We start from the raw sequence: 16283 nt of genomic DNA, 5'->3' as shown, positions 1-16283 counted from the left end.
GGGTCTCAATCTAGGTCGCAACATGAGCGAATGTCTCCTGATCGGAGACCCCGCGGGAGCCCTTGAACGCGGCCTACAAGCCTGAGCTGACCTCGTAGATCACGCTCATAACCCGAAGGTCGCAGGTTCGAATCCTGCCCCCGCTACTAGGGATGTTCTTCGGAACATCCCCGACCGGAAGCCTCCTCTCGCCGGGAGGCTTTCGTGTTTCCGAGGCAAGCCGGGCAGGTCGCGCATCTGGGCGATGGCCTGGTGGCCGTGTTCGCCGGCGGCGGTGAGGAGGTCGAGGACCTCGGGGGTGGTGCAGTTCGCGCGGCGGGTGATGTAGTCGCCCAGGAGCTGCGCGAGCGCCCGGTCGGCCTCGTCGGCGGCGAGGCGCTCGGCGGGGTCGGGGTAGTCGAGCGGGCTCATGCGGCCACCTGCTCGTCGTCGTCCAGCGGGGTGTCGGGGTAGATGCGGCGCGTGTCCATCGGGATGAGGCCGCTGAGCTCGGTCTGGGCGAGGTAGTCCATGACGACGCCGCGGAGCTCCTCGACGTCGAGGAGGTCGGCTTCCACGAGGTAGGAGTCGCCGTCGCCCGGGGTGGCGGGGAGGTCGTTGAGGCGGTAGCCGCGGTGGGTGCGTGAGGCCTCGAGGAGGCGGTGCTCGCCGGCGTGGGTGGTGTAGGTGGCGACCTGGACGACGTCGAGCGGGCTCATGCGTTGCGCTCCTTCCAGGCGGCGGTGCTGCCGTGGCCTTCGAGCTCGTGGTCGCGCACGCGCGCCGCGTCTCCGCGGGTCTGCATGTCTCGCTGGACGTTGCGGATCTCGCGGGTGCGGTCCGAGCGCGAGTCGGGGGTGCGGGCCTTGAGCTGTGCGATGAGCTGGGAGGCTTCGGCCTTGGTCTTGGGGGGCGTGAAGCTCACGCCTCTGCTGGTGGCCAGCTGGCGCAGGTAGCGCTGCTGCTTTGGGGTTGGGGGCGGCCCGTTCTTCCGGCCTGCCGCTGGGTGGTGGTTGGTCATGGCCGCTGGCACGCGCCCGAGCCGACGGGTGTCAAGCCCCGGTCCGTCAGGACTCGCCGAAGGCGACTCCGCGGGGCTTGACACCCATAGGCGGAGGGTGCTCGCCTGAAGGACAGGACCGACCACCACCCAGCGACCGGCGCTTGTCCTCCTCTTCGATCCCCGAACTACCTCAAACCGTTGTTTTGACTCGGTTCTCGGTACCTTCGCGTGATGGGAACGGAGACCCTGAGGTTCACGACGTACGCCGGGAGCTATGTCCACGGTCTTGACGGAGGCGAGCGCACGCAGCTCACCTGCACCACGTCGGGGCCTGACGGCGCGACCACGGGGACGGTCCTGGCGTCAGGTCCTCGTTCGATCCTTGACTGGGAGACGACCGCCGACAAGGCGACCATCGCGACCGCAGTTCTCGGCCACTGGTCGGTCGCCCGCCCAGCCAGGCGGACCTGCACGAGTTCCTCGACGAGATCGCGGGGGACTGGGTCGCCGGCCAGCCCTGGGAGCTGACCGGCGAGCAACTCGAGCGGGCCGGCTTCCAGCCCTGACGGCGGCTACGCGGCCGCGACCAGCGGTGCGCCGGGCGGGTCGCCGACGCAGTCCTCGATGCGTTTGGCGATCTGGTCGACCCAGGCGGCGCAGCGCTCCACGATCTCCATCGGCGTCCGCTCACTCCAGGACGTGAGGTACGGGATCGAGTAGTCGCTGGTGTCCAGCCCTATCGACCCGCACACGGTGTAGGCGACGGATTCCACGACGAGCTCTTCCTGGGAGTAGGTCAGCTCGACCTCGCCCTTCTCGATGGACCAGCGCATCAGCGCGTGCCCGAGCTCGTGCACCATCGTCTTGACCTGGTGGTTCACCGAGTTCGCCTCGTTGAGCGAGATCACCCGCAGCTCGGGCATGAAGCACCCGCCGGTGCCATCCGGCATTCGCTCGATTACCACCCCGCAGCCCAGCTCACCGGCCAGCGCGCAGAGCCGCGGGAACGCCCAACCGAGCGAGTCACCCTCCGGCTCGATGATCGGGGGATCCAGCGGCACCGGCTCCGCCGGCGGCGGGAGCGGCGTGATCTGCGAGCGGTCGAACACCGGGCCAAGCCGGAACCGCACGCGCGGCTTGTCCGCCGGCGCCCCGCCCGCCTCGAGCCACTCGGCCAGCTGCTGCTTGGACGGCGGCATCGGGACCCACACCCGAATCGCGCGCGATCCCTTCGTCACCGCGTACCCCAACCGCAACCACGCGCGGAACCCGGCGACCCGCGACGCCTCCGGCATCTGGAACGCGATCAAGACCTGGTTCGAGAGCGAGTACCGATGGAAGTGCCGGCGCAGCCCGAGCCATCGCTGCCAGCCTTCGCTGGACCGCAACGCCTCGACCGCCTCCTGCGCTCGCTGCCGGTCGGCGTTGCGGCGCGCCTGGCGCTCCTCGTCCGTCTCCTCGGACGGTCGCTTCTTCGTCTTCGTGGACATCCGACGTCCTCCACCTCTCGGTGGCCCCGCTCGGTGCGGAGCCGATCCCCAACGACCAGGCACGGCAGGGATGCCGTGCCACGATCGAGAGGGGTCGGTTGTGCACCGTGGCTCGTTCAGCGCCCCCGGCTCGGGAACCCACGCAGGCATCGATGGTGACGTCACCTGTGCCTGCGCTCGAGCCGAACGGCGCCGTGGCCGCAGGTCAGATCAGCGAAACGACCACTGGGTAACCGTAGGCCGCGATGGCTGCCGCCATGATCCCGGCCGGGATGATCCGGAGAGCCTGCGAAGAGTGCCGGCGGCCGAGGGCGAAGCTGGCCGTGCAGAGCGCCGCGAGACTCCCGAGGCCCGCCGTGAGAAAGGCACGTTCTCGAGGGTGTGGAAGGTCTCCCGAGAGGAACCCGGAGGTGTCGAAAGGGGCGATCGCCACGAGAAGGAGAGCTGCGCTCATCGCCCCGATGGCAAGCCAGCCAGCCGCAGTGCCGGCACGCGCGAGCGCGCCGGCGGTAGCGACGGCAAGCAGCCCGGGCAACAGCGGGACGCCATCCTCCCCGGCATTCCCGGGGACTGTTGCCGCGAGGACGCCCAGCAGCGCGAGCCCAATCCCGATGGTGGTCGTCGAGTGCTCGGCGGAGTCGCTCCGGATCAGCAGGCCCGCGCCGGCCAAGACGAGCAAGAAGACGAGACTCGTCCCCCTGTCGTGCGGCAGCAACGTTACGGCGAGCGGCAAGCGGTGACGGTAGCAGTGCCCAATGCCAGAGACCGGGTCTGGTGGCGGACGACCAGCGCCGTCCGCACGAGCCGCGCGATCTGCGCGAGCGCGGTGTCGCTGCCGATCTTGGTCGCCTGGAGGACCAGGCGTCCGCCGACGTTCACGGTGGCGCCGACGACGTCGTCGCCGGGGTGCTTCTCGACCGGAATCGACTCGCCGGTGAGTAGCGACTGGTCGACGGCCGCTGGTGCCCTCTTCGACGGTGCCGTCGGTGACGACCTTCTCGCCGGGGCCCGGGGCGGCGGTCCGTGACCGCTAGCGTCGCACGAGGGTGAGGTCCGTTCCGCGCCGGCTCACGCATGTGAATCCCTGCGCCTCAAGCTGACGGAGCAGCGCGCGTCCCGCGCGCACCCCGTTCGTGTGGTGGAGCTCCACGCACAGAACTCGGACGCCGAGCGCCGCGAGATCCGCGTTGCCGAGGACTTCGTACTCTGATCCTTCGATGTCGAGCTTCAGCAGCTGAGCCTGAGGTGCCTCCAGTTCTGCGAGCAACGAGGGCAGCGTCAGCCCCTCGATCTCGAACGTCTCGCCTTGATGGAGGCCGTGCGCCGACACGCTTCCGGCCACCGAGTCCTGGCGGCCGGTCATCGTTACGGGACCGTCCGTGGCCGTGAGCGCGGCGACCCGAAACGAGTAGCGATGGGACTCCCCGACGCGGTTCCGCGCTTGCTCGGCGAAGACCGCGAATGGGTCGATGCTGACGACGCGGGCGCCCGTGCGCCTCAGAATCTCGCTCTCGAAGGAGACGTCGCTGCCGGCCCCTGCGCATACGCAGATCCAGTCGTCGTCGATCTCATCAGCTGGCACGACCCACCCGCCGTAGTCGTTTCCCCACAGCTCAAGCGTGGACGCCGCTGCCGCCGGGTTGACCGTCTGGCGACGTGTGAGGGCATCAAAGGCTCGCCGTCGAAGCCCGTTCGTGACACGACGGACCACGGCGGGCGACGCGTCGCGGGGTTTCGCACGGACATGCTCTTCAGAGGACCGGTCCGACGCGGAGGGGTGGGTCGACTGGTCCGGCTCCCGATGAGAACTCATGGGAACAGCGTACGGATAATTCCTACATCATGTAGGAGATTGGTCGGGTCGCGGCTCCACCCGGGGCGCCCGATGTCGGGGTCAAGTGTTTCCGCTGCGGTGGGCTCAGCCGATGACGACCGGTGTGCCGACTGCGACCCGCCGGTAGAGGCGCACGACGTCGCGCACACGCATGCGGACGCAGCCATGCGACGCTCGACTGCCGATGGAGCCTTCGGCCGAAGTCCCGTGGATCCCGATGCCGCCGGCCAGTCCCATCCATCGTGCCCGGAGCGGGTTTTGCGGCGATCCGCCGGGGACGACCGAGCCGGCCAGCTCGCCTGCCCACGGTGCGTTGGGCACGTACCAGTTGGGGTTCACCTGCTTGGAGCGGATGCGGAACCGCCCGTTTGGCGTCGGGTAGGCCCGCTGGCCGTGAGCGATCCGGTAACTCGCTGCACGCCGCAGGCCCGTGAACAGCCGCAGCGTGAACGTCCGCTTGTCCACGGTCACGATCGACGGATGGCGGGCGCGCAGCGCGGCGTTGCTGACGGCAGGAGCGAGGCGTCGGACCGCGAAGATCACGCGGCGGTTGCCCGGCGTCACCGCGGCCGCAGCAAGTGCGGAGGCGAGCGTTCGACCGTCGATGGTGATCCCCGGACGGGCGCGGGTCCAGATCACTTCGCGACTCGTGATGCGGCGCAGCCGCGCCGACCGAGGCTTGCGCGACGTGGTGCTCCGGAGTGCATCGACCTTTCGCGCCACGGCCGCCGCGTCAGTCGCGGCGGCCGGGCCGATGTCCAACGGGCTTGCCGGAGTACCCGCGTCCGCCGCGCGACGTGCGGTGGCGGCGGCATCGAACGACGCGCCGAGTGACTCGGCGCTCACCGCGAACCGACGTCCGGCGATCAGGACGTCCAGCGGAGCTGCGAGCGCGGGGGCGAGCTGCTGATTCAGCTTGTCGGTGGCGGCATCGACGGTGAGGCCGGAGAGGTCGACGCCGCCGGCACTGACCCCGGGGGCGATCACCCGGTCGTCAGCGGCTGCGACCGCAGGGAGCAGCGCGAGGATCGCGAGACTGCCCAGAAGGAGGCGAAGCATCTCCTGACGGTAGCAATCACTCCTACGTGACGTCGGAGATACTGCGCCTCAGGGGGATTCGACCGTCACGCTTGCGTGGGGTCGAATGGCCGCCTGGTGGCGGAACATCGCGATCGCGGCGATGCTCGCCGCGACCAGCACGAGGCTCGTCCACTGGGCTTGGCGCAGTCCCAGGCCGATCTCGGGGCTGTCTCGGATGACGAAGAAGATGAGAAAGCGCGACGCCGCGTAGCCGGCCACCACGACGCACGCGAGCACGCCGGGAACGGTGAACCTCCGACGAGCCGCCCATACGACGGCGAACAGCGTCGCGGCCGCAAGGATCTCGTAGAACGCGCCCGCTTGGTACGCGACATCGCGCAAGGGAGTCTCTGAGTCGGGGTGGGGGTAGATGAATCCCCAGGGCGCCGACGTAGGCGGACCGTAGTGCTCACCGGACAGGAGGTCGCCGATGCGCCCGACGGCCATTCCGAGCGGGAAGATCAGCGCGTAGAGGTCTAGATAGTCACGGACCCGTCGCGTGCCACGGAGCACCAACCAGGTTGCGGCTGGCGCCGCGATCATGGCGCCGTAGAACGCGAACCCTCGGGTTCCCAGCCAGGCCGACGGCTGGACGAGGTCAGCCGGTGCGTCCTGCGCGATGAAGAAGAGCCGGGATCCGACGATGCCCGCAACGGCGATGGCCACGGCGCCGTCGAGCGCACGGTCGCGCTCGAGGCCCCGGCCGGGGGCCATGCGTGCGATGAGGAGCGTGCCGAGTGCCATCCCGATGGCGATCATCACCCCGTGCCAGGCGAGCTCGACGGGGCCGAACTCGAATGAGGGGGCGACGTCGAGCGTGATCGCGGCGAGAGGGGAGGGTGCTCCTGTCAGTGCGATCACCGCGTCTCGCCGACCGCGCTGCGCTGCACGTGGAGGTGGTCCAGATGCACGTCATCGGTGAACGAGGCCCGGCCGGGGCCATCGAAGTCCCATGGGCTGCCGAGCTGGCGGACCCCGCTGCCGGCGAAGCTCTGCGCCAGCTGGTGAGCCGCCGTCCCGACGCCCGGTTGACGGACGACGAGTCGTCCGTCAACCGCGTAGATGTCGGCCGCGTAGCCACTCGAGTGGGCGCTGCGGCGGTCGGTCTGCCAAACGTTGCGCGGATGACCGGAACTGAGGACGGCAACGGAGAATCGGTGCCGCTCGGCGGCGCGGGAGAGGGCCTCGAGGAGTGCGGGGTCCACCGCACCCCGGAAGATGTCCCATCGTGCAGTGTCGGTGAGGGTGACGCGGTCGTCGTCCAGGAGCCGGGATGCCGCGTGGGGCAGGTCACGCGGGCGCTCGACTTCGTTGCCGCCGACGGACGCGATCTCCTGCACCGTCCACGGCCCGCCGGAGCGCCGCAGACGGACGTCGACCGTCCTGGTCACTGCGTTGCGACGACCTGCGGCGTCCTGAAGGAGTTGGCGCACGACGACCATTGCGCCGAACGAGGTCGCCGTCGTGCCGGCCATTTGCGGATAGATGACCTCGGCCACGGACGCCGCGTTCGGCTTGACGGCCGCGCCCAGCGACTCGGTCAACTGCCTTGTCGCCTCGGCGCCCAGTCCAAGCCGTGCAGCGATCGCGGCACGCGTCGCACCTCGTTCGTACGTCAGGAGGTTCTGCGCAGCCTGCCCTGCGACCCGCTTGGCGTTGGGGAACCGCTCCTCGGGTCCAGGCTCGTACTGCGCGAACGAGGGCAGCGGTTCGGGCGCCTGTGTGACCACCGGCACGAGCGCGGCCCGCTTTTGCGGTTCGGCGCTCTCGGGTTGCCGGACCGTCTCGTCGGCCCCGCATCCGACGACGAGCAGAGCGAGCACCAGGACGGACGCGCATCCGCGGCTCATGCGCCGGGCTCGCGGCCGAGGGTTCTGGTCCATTCCTGCATCCGTCGTCCTTCCGCTGTGGGGTGGGTGGGTCCGGGATGCCAGCCGAGGCGGCTGTAGAACGGACCGGCGCCGTCGGGTCCGTCGAGGGTGTGCAGGTATGCGCGTTGGATGCCTGCGTCTCGTGCGGCGTCCTCGAAGTCCGAGACAAGCAGCGTGCCTGCACCGGTGTGCCGCGCTCCCTCGAGCACGGCCACGTGGCTGAGCACGGCGACGTCGTTGGTGGGGGTCTCATCGCGATGCGGTGCGGGGGCAGCATCCCGGCGAAGCGCGACGCGGTAGCGCGTCAGTCGCGTCCGGACGAAGTGCCAGGCGAGACCAGGACGCACGGCGAGGGCGGTCGCGCCGGCGAGCGCGAGCCCCAGGCCCCGATTGCGGACCACCCACTGCCGGTGTGACCTCGCTCGGACGGGACCGACGAGGAACCCGACGGGGTGGTCGTCGACCGTTGCGACCATCGCCACCGCGTGAGGCGAGTCGGCGAAGGACTCGAAGTACCGGCGCAGGAACCGGGGTCCCAGGGCAACGAAGAATCCGTGCGGCAGCGCGGATGCGTGCAGCGTTGCGCAGAAGCGGGTCTGCTCCCTGGTCAGATCGCCGACGACGGCTGAGCGGCCGGCAAGGACGAGGATGGGCCGAGGTACCGTCGGGGGTGCGACGGCGGCCCCGATGCTCACCGCGAGCAATGCCGCGCCGAGCAGAGCGAGCAGCATCTCCACCGGAACGTGCTGATCAAGCGGGCCGACGTGGTGGAGGCCATAGCTCGACAACGCTGCGAACGCGGCGGTGACGGCGAGAGCGACGGCCCACGGAGCTTCGGTCGTGGGACGAGGCCCCGCTCGCCGCGTGTGGTGGGAGGGAATGAGTCGCATTATCTCCTACAAAGTGTAGGACATAGGCAGACGAAACTCCCTCCTCGTCGCTACGGTGGCGGGGACGCCCTCGCACAGAGCCGCCGCCGCGCACCACGGACAGTGGGGTGATCGATGAGCTAGCGGGAACCTCGCTGGCCACTCGCTGTCGTCGCCCTGCTCGCCGTCGCGGTGCTCGCTGGCGCGGCGTTCCTCTGGCCCGGTGCCGTGTCCACCCCGGACCAGCCGGCGGCAACCGAGGCCGAGCGTGGGGCAGTCCTCGGCGAACGTGTCATCACCGCCGACGCTGCTGATCCTCAGCGCCAGCGTGGGGCGCTTCGGTGACTCCGTCAACAGTGAACCGGTGGCTCAGGAGGTCGTCGCCATGCTCGCCGGGTCGGTCGGCTTGATGATCGCGGTGCCGTTGACGACCGCCCTGGCTGCCACGCTGACCGTTCGTCTACGACCCGAAACGCTCGCCGGCGTTCACGCTCACACGCACTAGCCAGGTGCGACGACAGAGCAGGGTCAATTCCTACAAGCTGTAGTAGACTGGCTCGGTGGGCATCGCCAAGCCGGAGCGCCTCTGGGAGATCGATGCGCTCCGCACGCTCGCCATCGTCCTGATGGTGGTCTACCACGCGGGCTACGACGTCAACCTGCTGACGCCCGACGTTGCGATCAACCCGTATGACGGCCTGTGGAGAGCGGTGCAGGTGATCTGCGGCTCGCTCTTCCTGGCGATCGTCGGGGTCAGCTTCTGGGTCAGCCACGCCCGCGCCATCTCACGCGGAGTCTCGGGGATGGCTCTGTGGTGCGTTCACGCCCCGCGGGCGCTCGAGGTGCTCGCCGGCGCTGCGGCCGTGTCGCTGGCGACACGAGTGGCACTCGGGCCCGAGGACGCCGTCAGGTTCGGCATTCTCCACCTCATCGGTGTGCTGCTCCTCGTGGTGCTTCCGCTGCTCGTCCGGCTCGGGGCCTGGAACGCGGCGCTCGGCGCTGCGATCGTCGTGACGGGCCTGCTGGTCGAAGCGAAGAGTTCCGTGCCCGGAGCGCTGGTGCTCGGCTTCGTCCCCCCGGAGAACGGCGTCGACTGGTACCCGCTGATGCCGTGGGCGGGCGCAGCGCTGCTGGGTCTCGCCCTCAGCACGCGGCTCTACCCTGACGGCAGCCGCGGCCCCCTGCTGCGACGGCTCCCGAGGGTCTCCCGTCTGGGCACGAAGGCCGGGGGACCGGGCCGCCACTCGCTTCCGATCTACCTAGTCCATCAACCGATCCTCGTGGCGGCGATCGCCGCGATCCTCGCGATCGTCGGCCTCGAGATCGACCCGTCGTGATGGTCGGGGGTAGGTCGAGTGCCGACCGTCGGTGGCATACTCGGAGGTGAGATGAGCGCGATGTCCCCACTGCAGGGAGATCTGCAGGTTCAGGTGATGGCCGTGATGTGGCGCCGTGACGAGGCCACCGTCGACGACGTTCGGCAGGGTCTTCCGCCCCGCTATCGCGGGGCCTACACGACGGTGCAGACCGTGCTGAACCGCCTCGTCGAGCGAGGACTGCTCAAGCGCCGGAAGGCGGGCAAGCTCGTCCAGTATCGCGCTGCGATCAGTGAGGCCACCTACGTGGCCTCGACCGTCGAACATGCGCTGGCGGGAGCGTCGTCCGGGGCCCGTGATGCCGTCCTCGCGCAGCTTCTGGGCTCGATGGACGACGATCAGGTCGACGAGCTTCGGCGACTTCGGAAGGATCTCGACGAGAAGCGCCGATGACGTGATGTTCGTCACCGCCATGGCGGTCCTCGTTGCCTGCAGCCTGGCGATCCCGCACCGCCTCTCACTCTCCCGCGTCCGCCCGCAGCTCGCGATCGCGGTCTGGAGCTCGGCGCTCGTGCTCCGCGCAGCCCTCGCGCTCGGCGCCGCCGTCTTCACGATCCGGTTCCTCCCGGCGACGGAGGCCTTCACGGCGCTGACCCACTGGTGCTGGCACACCGCCCTGCCAGGCCTGTCGACGCACCTCGGCCTCGACGGACACACGGTCGGTGACATCGCGATCGTCCTCCCGATCGCCATGCTCGCCTTCTCACTCGTTTCCGTGGGCCATGGGCTCGTGCGAGCGTCGCGAGCAGTCAGCGGGTTCGTGCGCGGCTCGGCCGTCGGACCCGGGCCCGACGGGTCGGTCATCGTCGGTCAGGCCGGCGTACTCGTGGCGGCTGCGGGCCTGGCTCGGCCCCGGATCATCGTCAGCCCGATGGCTCTGGCAGTCCTGGACGAACCCGAGCTGCGGGCGAGCCTCGACCACGAGCGCGGTCACGTGGTCCGCCGCCACCGGTACCTGCTCCTACTAGCGGAACTCCTCCGCGCGGTCGGGCGCGTCGTCCCGGGCGCCCATACCTGCGTCCGCGAGATCCAGTTCCATCTCGAGCGCGACGCCGACCGCTGGGCGATCGCTCGCGGAGGAGACCGGCTCGCGCTCGCCTCCGCGATCTGCAAGGCCGCCGAGATGCGGCCCGCGACCGGTCCGGCGCTGACTGCGCTGAGCGGGTCGACGGTCGCCGCGCGGGTGCGCGAGCTCATGGACGGGGGCGACGAGGAGCGTGACGACCGCTCCGCGTGGCTGCTTGCGGGGTGGCTGGCCCTCCTGGCGCTCGCCTTTGTCGCGCTGCTCCCGGCTGCGGCGCTGTCCCCGGCCTCGGCGGCGGTCATCGTGCAGCACTGCGTCTGACCAGGCCTGGCGCCGACGAATCTCCGACGGCCTGTAGGATGTGGACGTCGTGTTCGTCTCGATCAACCGCGCGCTGCGTCGCTCCCGTCGTCGCCTGTTGCTCGCGGGAGCCCTGCTGTTCGTCGCGTTCGCGCTCGTATCGGCGCACTCGGCCTTCGGCGGCGGTCACATGGAGCACGACGGACAGGTGACAGACGCCTTGGCGATGTGTCTCGCCATCGGCGAGACCGCCGCAGCGATGTTCGTCGCTGCGGCGCTCGGCCGTCTTGCCATCCGGCCAGGCCGGTGGAGCGTCGTCCTCGAGCCGACCGGACGCTCGGAGCGGCGTGAAGCCCGACCGGGTGCGCGAGCCCGTGCCGGCCCGGTTCTCCAGGTCTTCTTGACGTGATCTTGCGGCGCAGCCGCCCTGACTGACGGCAGCGCTCCCGCGAGAGCGGGCAGTCCACGCAGATCACTCAAGACAAACAGGAGATTCAGATGAAGACCAAGTCCACGCTCCGGCGACCGACCCTCGTCCTCGCCGCCTTGATCGCAGTGCTCGGGGCCGTCGTGGTGTCCGGGTGCGGGTCCGACGACCCGGGAAGCGCCTCGGCCACCGGTAACGGTGTCGACCTTGCGTTCGTCCAGGAGATGGTGCCGCACCACAACTCGGCGGTGGCGATGGCGACCACCGCACAGAAGCGGTCCGACCGGGAGGAGATCAAAGGGCTGGCAGCCGACATCATCAAGAGCCAGAGCACCGAGATCGCGCAGATGGAAGCGATCTCCAAGCGGTTGACCGCCGACGGCGTCAAGGTCGGCGAACTCGGCGTCCCGGAGCACATGATGGGCATGTCCGGGGACGAGACCGCCCTCGAGACGGCCAGTCCGTTCGATCGCGAGTTCATCGACATGATGGTTCCTCACCACCAAGGCGCCATCGTGATGGCGCGTGTGGCTCTCGAGAAGGGTGAGAGCGACGAGGTGAAGGCCTTGGCGCAGGACATCATCGACGCTCAGTCGCGAGAGATCGGCGAGATGAACACCTGGCGAGCGGAGTGGTACGGCGCCGCGTCACCGGCGGGCGGCGTGCCGGAGGAAACAAGCTCGGACAGCACGGAGTCCGAGAGCATGCCCGGTCACTCGATGTAGACGGAGGCCGGATGCGACGAGAGCCCGTCAGCAGCGTAGGGGGAGCGGCGAAACCGCTCCCCCTACTCCGGTGACGTTCGTCTTCGCCGACCTAGTCGGGTACACGGCCCTCATCGACCATCACGGCGACGACCTCGCGGCTGACGTGGCCGTCGGACTCGAAGCCCTCGTGCTCACCGAGATTGACAGCTCGGCGGAGTTCGTGAAGACGATGGGCGACGCCGTCATGCTCCGTGTGGACCGTCCAGCAGATGCGGTGCTGCTCGCACTGCGGCTCTGCGACCGGGTCTGCAACCGCGACCAATGGCCGCAACTCGCCGTCGGGATGGCGCACGGCCCGGCCGCGACTCGCGGACCGGAGTACTTCGGAGCGACGGTGAATCGGGCATCCCGGATCTGCGCGTTTGCCCGCGCGGGCGAGGTCCTCGTCGACCACGCAGCGTTCATGGGCGCGAGATCCCTCGACGCGGTGGGCTGGATAGACATCGGCGAGGTGCCCCTGCGCAACATCGCAAGCCCGGTGCAGCTGTACCGCGCGCACCCCTACAGGTCGGTTAGCCACATTGGGCTCGTGGACCCAGTGTGTCGGATGACGGTGGACTCTGCTCATGCTGTCGTGCTGGAGCACGCCGGTGTGCGTCTCGCTTTCTGCTCCGGTGAGTGCGCCGGCAAGTTCATCGTCGATCCTGGGCGTTATGGACAGCCAACGACGTCCGATGATGCGTAGCCGACCGACGACCACGCGGGCTCGTCTTGCCCGGACTGCATGGAGCGCGCCGTGGTCGCCGGCCTGATCCTCGCGACACTGGCCGGCCTCACTGCGCGATTGATGCTGCCCGCGCCGCGCGCTCCCTTCTTGCTCGCGGTCGCGGCCGGCGTGATCGGAATGGTCGTGGGATCACCGGTCGCTCACCGGATCAGCGGTGGACATGAGTTCCACGCTTTCAAGCCGGAGAGCTTCATCGCGGGCCTCGTAGGGGCGTTGGTGATCCTCTCCGTGACGCGGATCATCACGCGACGGTTCGCCCCTGACGACCGAAGGCTGTTCTCTTGACGTGAGGGCGACGCCCACCAGTTGTCCTACACTTCGTAGGACATGCAGCCAGAATCCAGCAGCGAGAGGTCGTACCGCGTCCGAGCGGCGGTGCGGCGGCTGAACCGCATCCGGTGGAACGCCAAGGCAAAGAGCCTTCGGGCCTATGGAGGGAACGGCGCGTCCGCCAGCGAACGGGCGAAATACGTTCTCTGGGATCCCGAGGTCGGAGACTTCTCCTTTCACATGGCCGATCTCGACGCCGCCGCTGCGTTTCTCGCCGACGGGTTCGGCGTGTCCGCGGCTCGAGCACGGGAGCTGCTGGACGAGCCAGCGTCCGACGAGCAGCTGCGCCGCGACTACGGTCAGCTGCGTCGCTGGTCACAGCTGCGACCGGACATGGCACTCGGCCATCGACCGCTGCTCTGGGCGCTCATCCGACTCCGGCGCCCGACGCTCGTCGTGGAGACCGGCCTCTGGTACGGCCTCGGGGCGATGGTCATGCTGCGGGCGCTCGAGCGCAACGCGGAAGAGGGGCATGGCTGCGGCAAGCTGATCTCCTTCGACCCCGACCCGACCGCCGGCTGGATGGTGCCCCAGCGGCACGCGCCGCACTGGACCTGGGTTCAAGCCACCACCCAGAGCGCTCTTGAGGCCAACCTCCGTGGGCGTCAGCTTGATCTGTTCGTCCACGACACTCCGTCGGAGCCGCAGCTGGAACGTTACGAGCTGAGAACCGCGTGGGCGGCATCGTCTTCGGGCGCGGTCATCTGCTCGAGCAACGGGAAAAATACGCCAGCGCTCGAGGAGTTGTGCTCCGCGCGCGACCTCCGACATCTTCACCACGACTACACCGCTGCCGGACACTTCTATCGGGGCAACGGCGTCAGCTTCGCCATCGCGCGGAGCGTCAGCTGAACGAGTCCCAGCGACGAAGCTCGGGCAGCGGGTCCACTGCGTCGCCCCCCGAGTACCAGCCTGGAGCGGTCCACAGCTCGAAGTGCAGGTGGCAGCCGGACGCCCGACCGGTCTCGCCGACGTAACCGATCCGCTGACCCGCTTGGACGCGCGCGCCCTTCTTGACGAGCGCCCGATCGCGCATGTGCATGTAGGCGTAGGACTGCCCGGTGGCGTCCTGGAGCACGACGTAGTTTCCGGCACGGTCCTGGGTGGCCTCGAACTGCACCACGCCTGGGCGCACGGCGACGAGCGGCGTCCCGCACGCGGCGAACATGTCCTGCCCGCCGTGGCCGCGGCCGCCGCCGAAATTGTTGGTGTCCGACTGCCCGAGGTCGTGCTTTCCGCGGATCGGGAAGATCGCGTCGTGGACGAGCACCGCCGCGGTGCTGGCCTGCGACGCGGTCGCCTGGCCGGCGAGCCGAAGTTCGTAGCGGCCGTCCGGGACCACCGTGTTGTCGACGGTGCCGTCCCAGCGAATGGCGCCGGCTCCTGCGGCGACCGGCCACGAGCGGACGGTGACGCCGTCGCTCAGTCTGACGGCGTCAACGGTCGACGGCGATTGAATCGAGTACTCGAGGACCGCGCGCTTGCGAGAGCCCGCGATCAGCGCCTCGCCCGGACGGAGGTCGACCGCCGGCCCGGTGACGTCAGCCTGCGGCGCGGGTCCAGCGAGGATGCGCAACCGCGTCTTGGTCGTCCCGTTGCCGCCAGCCGGACTCACCAGCCGAAGACGACCGCTGCGGGCTCCGCGAGGAATCACGACGGTCAGCGCGGTCGGACTGGCGGCCCGTGGAACGGCGCGCTTGTCGTCCTTCGCGCCCTTGGTGCCAAGGAAGACCACCGTCTCCACGCCGTCGAGGCCACCGCCGCTCAGCGTCAGGTCCTGCCCGGCCCGGCACGCCCATGCCTCGCCGCTTGCGCACATGGCACTCGTCGCCGACGCGGGGTCGGGAACGCCGACGCCGCCCGGTGAGGGGGCAGCCAAGGCGCCGCCCGGCAACATCAATGCTGCGAGAACGGGTACGGCAACACGCGCCAGCTTGCGGCAGGACAACGGGACTCTCTTTCGTTGGCCTACGGGGTTAGCTGACGGGCTCGCGCTGAAAGAGTTGCGCTACAACCGGCAAGCCGGTCGATTCGCCCCGTGAGTGGGTCCCCCGCTCCCCGTCTCTCGACGAGGACTCGGCGCTCCTATGACGCGTAGGAGAGTAGACGACGGCCCCGACTTATGTCGAGTCGAATCTGCTCAAGACGACGCGCCAGCACTCTTCTCGGCCTGGCAAGGATCTCCCACAGCGCGTAGTACATTGACATCAATGTGGTCTTCGTCGTCCCGCCTTCTCATTCCTCTCTTGGTCGCCGCCCTGCTCGCGGGGTGCGGAGGAGGCGATGACGAGGCAGCGGGGCTCGTCGTCACCGACCCGGTCGGTCACGTCCACGCAGTGGGTCTTGATCCTCAGGATGGCTCCATCCTCGTCGCTGCCCACAACGGCATGTTCCGCGCCGAGAAGGGCGCGACGCGCGCCACCGCCGTCGGGGACGAGCGCCGAGATGTGATGGGCTTCTCCGTCGAGGCGCCTGGGCGCTATGTCGGGTCGGGCCATCCCGATGTCCGTCGCGGTGGTCCGTCGTCCGTCGGTTTCATCCGCTCCACCGACGGTGGGCGCAGTTGGAGCACGATCTCGCTCGAAGGTCAGGCCGACCTGCACGCGATCGAGGTCGCCGGGCAACGCGTCTACGCGTTCGACGCACTCAGCGGCAAGCTGCTGCGAAGCATCGACGCAGGGCTGACCTGGCGCGCGGCAAGCACGCCACCGGTCCTCGACCTGGCGCTCGACCCGCGGAACCCGGAACGGCTTGTGGTCTCGACCGAGATGGGCATCCTGGTATCCCGGGACGGCGGAGAGACGTTCCGTCCGGTGGTCGATCTGCCCTTGAGCCATCTCGCATGGGGGGACCGACGGAATCACCGCGATCGGACAGGATCAGGTCGTCCAGCGAATCGACGGTGACCTGCGCACGGTCAATCAGCTCGGTCGCGCACCGGTCGTTCCTGCGGCGCTCGTGGAATCCGGGCGCGGGCTCCTCGTCGGCGCCGACGACGGAGCTGTCCATGCCAGCAAGGACGGCGGCCGAACCTGGAGCTTGACGCTCGAACCGATCCGGTGATGCGCCACGGCGTCAGTCAGCGACGCCCCAGCTTCGCGAGTCGAGGGACGTCGTGCGTAGAAAAACGCAAGCGGACGACGGTCGGATACCGATGACGCGGTTCGGCCGCGGCTCTACCTTCGGAGCATGAGCCTCCTTCCCGT

21 protein-coding genes, 1 pseudogene and 1 riboswitch are annotated in these 16283 nt (G+C 69.2%); of the genes and pseudogenes, 10 read left to right on the top strand and 12 right to left on the bottom strand.

What is annotated here, in order from left to right:
• Positions 1-105: 105 nt before the first annotated feature.
• The 11 genes and pseudogenes from GKE82_RS05055 to GKE82_RS05005 form a co-directional block, all read right to left on the bottom strand.
• Entirely contained in the window at positions 106-411 is a 306-nt protein-coding gene (locus GKE82_RS05055; protein ID WP_154732535.1) for a hypothetical protein, read from the bottom strand.
• Positions 408-698: a hypothetical protein gene (locus GKE82_RS05050; protein ID WP_154732534.1), complete on the bottom strand. Its 291-nt coding sequence runs from the start codon at positions 696-698 to the stop codon at positions 408-410. Before GKE82_RS05050 ends, GKE82_RS05055 begins: the two co-directional genes overlap by 4 nt.
• Positions 695-904, bottom strand: coding sequence for a hypothetical protein (locus GKE82_RS05045; RefSeq protein WP_154732533.1), 210 nt, complete (start codon positions 902-904; stop codon positions 695-697). The genes GKE82_RS05050 and GKE82_RS05045 overlap by 4 nt, the downstream gene beginning before the upstream one ends.
• A gap of 650 nt (positions 905-1554) precedes the next feature.
• Entirely contained in the window at positions 1555-2472 is a 918-nt protein-coding gene (locus GKE82_RS05040; RefSeq protein WP_154732532.1) for an ArdC-like ssDNA-binding domain-containing protein, read from the bottom strand.
• 205 nt (positions 2473-2677) lie between these two features.
• Complete coding sequence (locus GKE82_RS05035) at positions 2678-3205, bottom strand: hypothetical protein (RefSeq protein WP_154732531.1); 528 nt, start codon at positions 3203-3205, stop codon at positions 2678-2680.
• 23 nt (positions 3206-3228) lie between these two features.
• Positions 3229-3478 (bottom strand): annotated as a pseudogene (locus GKE82_RS27875) (heavy metal translocating P-type ATPase); the annotation flags it as partial.
• A gap of 24 nt (positions 3479-3502) precedes the next feature.
• On the bottom strand, positions 3503-4285 hold the full coding sequence (locus GKE82_RS05025) for an FkbM family methyltransferase (RefSeq protein WP_154732530.1): 783 nt from the start codon (positions 4283-4285) through the stop codon (positions 3503-3505).
• 105 nt (positions 4286-4390) lie between these two features.
• Positions 4391-5365, bottom strand: a complete 975-nt coding sequence (locus GKE82_RS05020) for a L,D-transpeptidase (RefSeq protein WP_154732529.1) — start codon at positions 5363-5365, stop codon at positions 4391-4393.
• A gap of 48 nt (positions 5366-5413) precedes the next feature.
• A complete protein-coding gene (locus GKE82_RS05015; RefSeq protein ID WP_154732528.1) occupies positions 5414-6247 on the bottom strand; it encodes a prolipoprotein diacylglyceryl transferase in 834 nt (277 codons plus the stop codon).
• On the bottom strand, positions 6244-7209 hold the full coding sequence (locus GKE82_RS05010) for a hypothetical protein (RefSeq protein ID WP_154732527.1): 966 nt from the start codon (positions 7207-7209) through the stop codon (positions 6244-6246). Before GKE82_RS05010 ends, GKE82_RS05015 begins: the two co-directional genes overlap by 4 nt.
• Before the next feature lie 23 nt (positions 7210-7232).
• Complete coding sequence (locus GKE82_RS05005) at positions 7233-7988, bottom strand: GNAT family N-acetyltransferase (protein ID WP_230316445.1); 756 nt, start codon at positions 7986-7988, stop codon at positions 7233-7235.
• Between the two features lie 406 nt (positions 7989-8394).
• Between GKE82_RS05005 and GKE82_RS27870 the strand changes: the two genes are divergently transcribed.
• From GKE82_RS27870 to GKE82_RS04960, 9 genes are all read left to right on the top strand, one after another.
• Positions 8395-8631, top strand: coding sequence for a YibE/F family protein (locus tag GKE82_RS27870; protein ID WP_309233420.1), 237 nt, complete (start codon positions 8395-8397; stop codon positions 8629-8631).
• Between the two features lie 55 nt (positions 8632-8686).
• Positions 8687-9463 carry a heparan-alpha-glucosaminide N-acetyltransferase domain-containing protein gene (locus tag GKE82_RS04995; RefSeq protein ID WP_154732524.1) on the top strand — a complete coding sequence of 259 codons (777 nt, stop codon included), beginning with the start codon at positions 8687-8689 and terminating at the stop codon, positions 9461-9463.
• 51 nt (positions 9464-9514) lie between these two features.
• Complete coding sequence (locus GKE82_RS04990) at positions 9515-9895, top strand: BlaI/MecI/CopY family transcriptional regulator (RefSeq protein ID WP_154732523.1); 381 nt, start codon at positions 9515-9517, stop codon at positions 9893-9895.
• Between the two features lie 4 nt (positions 9896-9899).
• Positions 9900-10847, top strand: a complete 948-nt coding sequence (locus GKE82_RS04985) for a hypothetical protein (RefSeq protein WP_154732522.1) — start codon at positions 9900-9902, stop codon at positions 10845-10847.
• 49 nt (positions 10848-10896) lie between these two features.
• A complete protein-coding gene (locus tag GKE82_RS04980) occupies positions 10897-11235 on the top strand; it encodes a hypothetical protein (RefSeq protein ID WP_154732521.1) in 339 nt (112 codons plus the stop codon).
• A gap of 89 nt (positions 11236-11324) precedes the next feature.
• Positions 11325-11978 (top strand): DUF305 domain-containing protein, encoded by a 654-nt coding sequence (locus GKE82_RS04975; RefSeq protein ID WP_154732520.1) that lies wholly within the window; start codon positions 11325-11327, stop codon positions 11976-11978.
• Between the two features lie 70 nt (positions 11979-12048).
• Entirely contained in the window at positions 12049-12705 is a 657-nt protein-coding gene (locus GKE82_RS04970; RefSeq protein ID WP_154732519.1) for an adenylate/guanylate cyclase domain-containing protein, read from the top strand.
• 39 nt (positions 12706-12744) lie between these two features.
• The gene (locus GKE82_RS04965) at positions 12745-13032 is read left to right on the top strand and encodes a GlsB/YeaQ/YmgE family stress response membrane protein (protein ID WP_154732518.1); all 288 of its coding nucleotides are present in this window, start codon (positions 12745-12747) and stop codon (positions 13030-13032) included.
• Between the two features lie 42 nt (positions 13033-13074).
• Positions 13075-13929, top strand: a complete 855-nt coding sequence (locus GKE82_RS04960; protein WP_154732517.1) for a class I SAM-dependent methyltransferase — start codon at positions 13075-13077, stop codon at positions 13927-13929.
• Here GKE82_RS04960 and GKE82_RS04955 read toward each other — a convergent pair.
• Positions 13922-15025, bottom strand: a complete 1104-nt coding sequence (locus GKE82_RS04955) for a peptidoglycan DD-metalloendopeptidase family protein (protein ID WP_154732516.1) — start codon at positions 15023-15025, stop codon at positions 13922-13924. The genes GKE82_RS04960 and GKE82_RS04955 overlap by 8 nt on opposite strands.
• 2 nt (positions 15026-15027) lie before the next feature.
• Positions 15028-15169: riboswitch (cyclic di-AMP (ydaO/yuaA leader) on the bottom strand.
• Positions 15170-15323: 154 nt separating this feature from the next.
• Between GKE82_RS04955 and GKE82_RS04950 the strand changes: the two genes are divergently transcribed.
• On the top strand, positions 15324-15983 hold the full coding sequence (locus tag GKE82_RS04950; RefSeq protein WP_154732515.1) for a F510_1955 family glycosylhydrolase: 660 nt from the start codon (positions 15324-15326) through the stop codon (positions 15981-15983).
• Positions 15984-16283 lie beyond the last annotated feature (300 nt).

The sequence above is a fragment of the Conexibacter sp. W3-3-2 genome (assembly GCF_009707605.1).
GTDB lineage: Bacteria > Actinomycetota > Thermoleophilia > Solirubrobacterales > Solirubrobacteraceae > Paraconexibacter > Paraconexibacter algicola.
This window is presented reverse-complemented; position numbering and strand designations above follow the sequence as displayed.

What these genes read in the sequence shown, in the direction of transcription:
- GKE82_RS05055 (WP_154732535.1), bottom strand. Translation starts at nt 411, where the DNA reads ATGAGCCCGCTCGACTACCCCGACCCCGCCGAGCGCCTCGCCGCCGAC.
- GKE82_RS05050 (WP_154732534.1), bottom strand. Translation starts at nt 698, where the DNA reads ATGAGCCCGCTCGACGTCGTCCAGGTCGCCACCTACACCACCCACGCC.
- GKE82_RS05040 (WP_154732532.1), bottom strand. Translation starts at nt 2,472, where the DNA reads ATGTCCACGAAGACGAAGAAGCGACCGTCCGAGGAGACGGACGAGGAG.
- GKE82_RS05025 (WP_154732530.1), bottom strand. Translation starts at nt 4,285, where the DNA reads ATGAGTTCTCATCGGGAGCCGGACCAGTCGACCCACCCCTCCGCGTCG.
- GKE82_RS05020 (WP_154732529.1), bottom strand. Translation starts at nt 5,365, where the DNA reads ATGCTTCGCCTCCTTCTGGGCAGTCTCGCGATCCTCGCGCTGCTCCCT.
- GKE82_RS05005 (WP_230316445.1), bottom strand. Translation starts at nt 7,988, where the DNA reads ATGCTGCTCGCTCTGCTCGGCGCGGCATTGCTCGCGGTGAGCATCGGG.
- GKE82_RS04990 (WP_154732523.1), top strand. Translation starts at nt 9,515, where the DNA reads ATGAGCGCGATGTCCCCACTGCAGGGAGATCTGCAGGTTCAGGTGATG.
- GKE82_RS04985 (WP_154732522.1), top strand. Translation starts at nt 9,900, where the DNA reads ATGTTCGTCACCGCCATGGCGGTCCTCGTTGCCTGCAGCCTGGCGATC.
- GKE82_RS04975 (WP_154732520.1), top strand. Translation starts at nt 11,325, where the DNA reads ATGAAGACCAAGTCCACGCTCCGGCGACCGACCCTCGTCCTCGCCGCC.
- GKE82_RS04965 (WP_154732518.1), top strand. Translation starts at nt 12,745, where the DNA reads ATGGAGCGCGCCGTGGTCGCCGGCCTGATCCTCGCGACACTGGCCGGC.
- GKE82_RS04960 (WP_154732517.1), top strand. Translation starts at nt 13,075, where the DNA reads ATGCAGCCAGAATCCAGCAGCGAGAGGTCGTACCGCGTCCGAGCGGCG.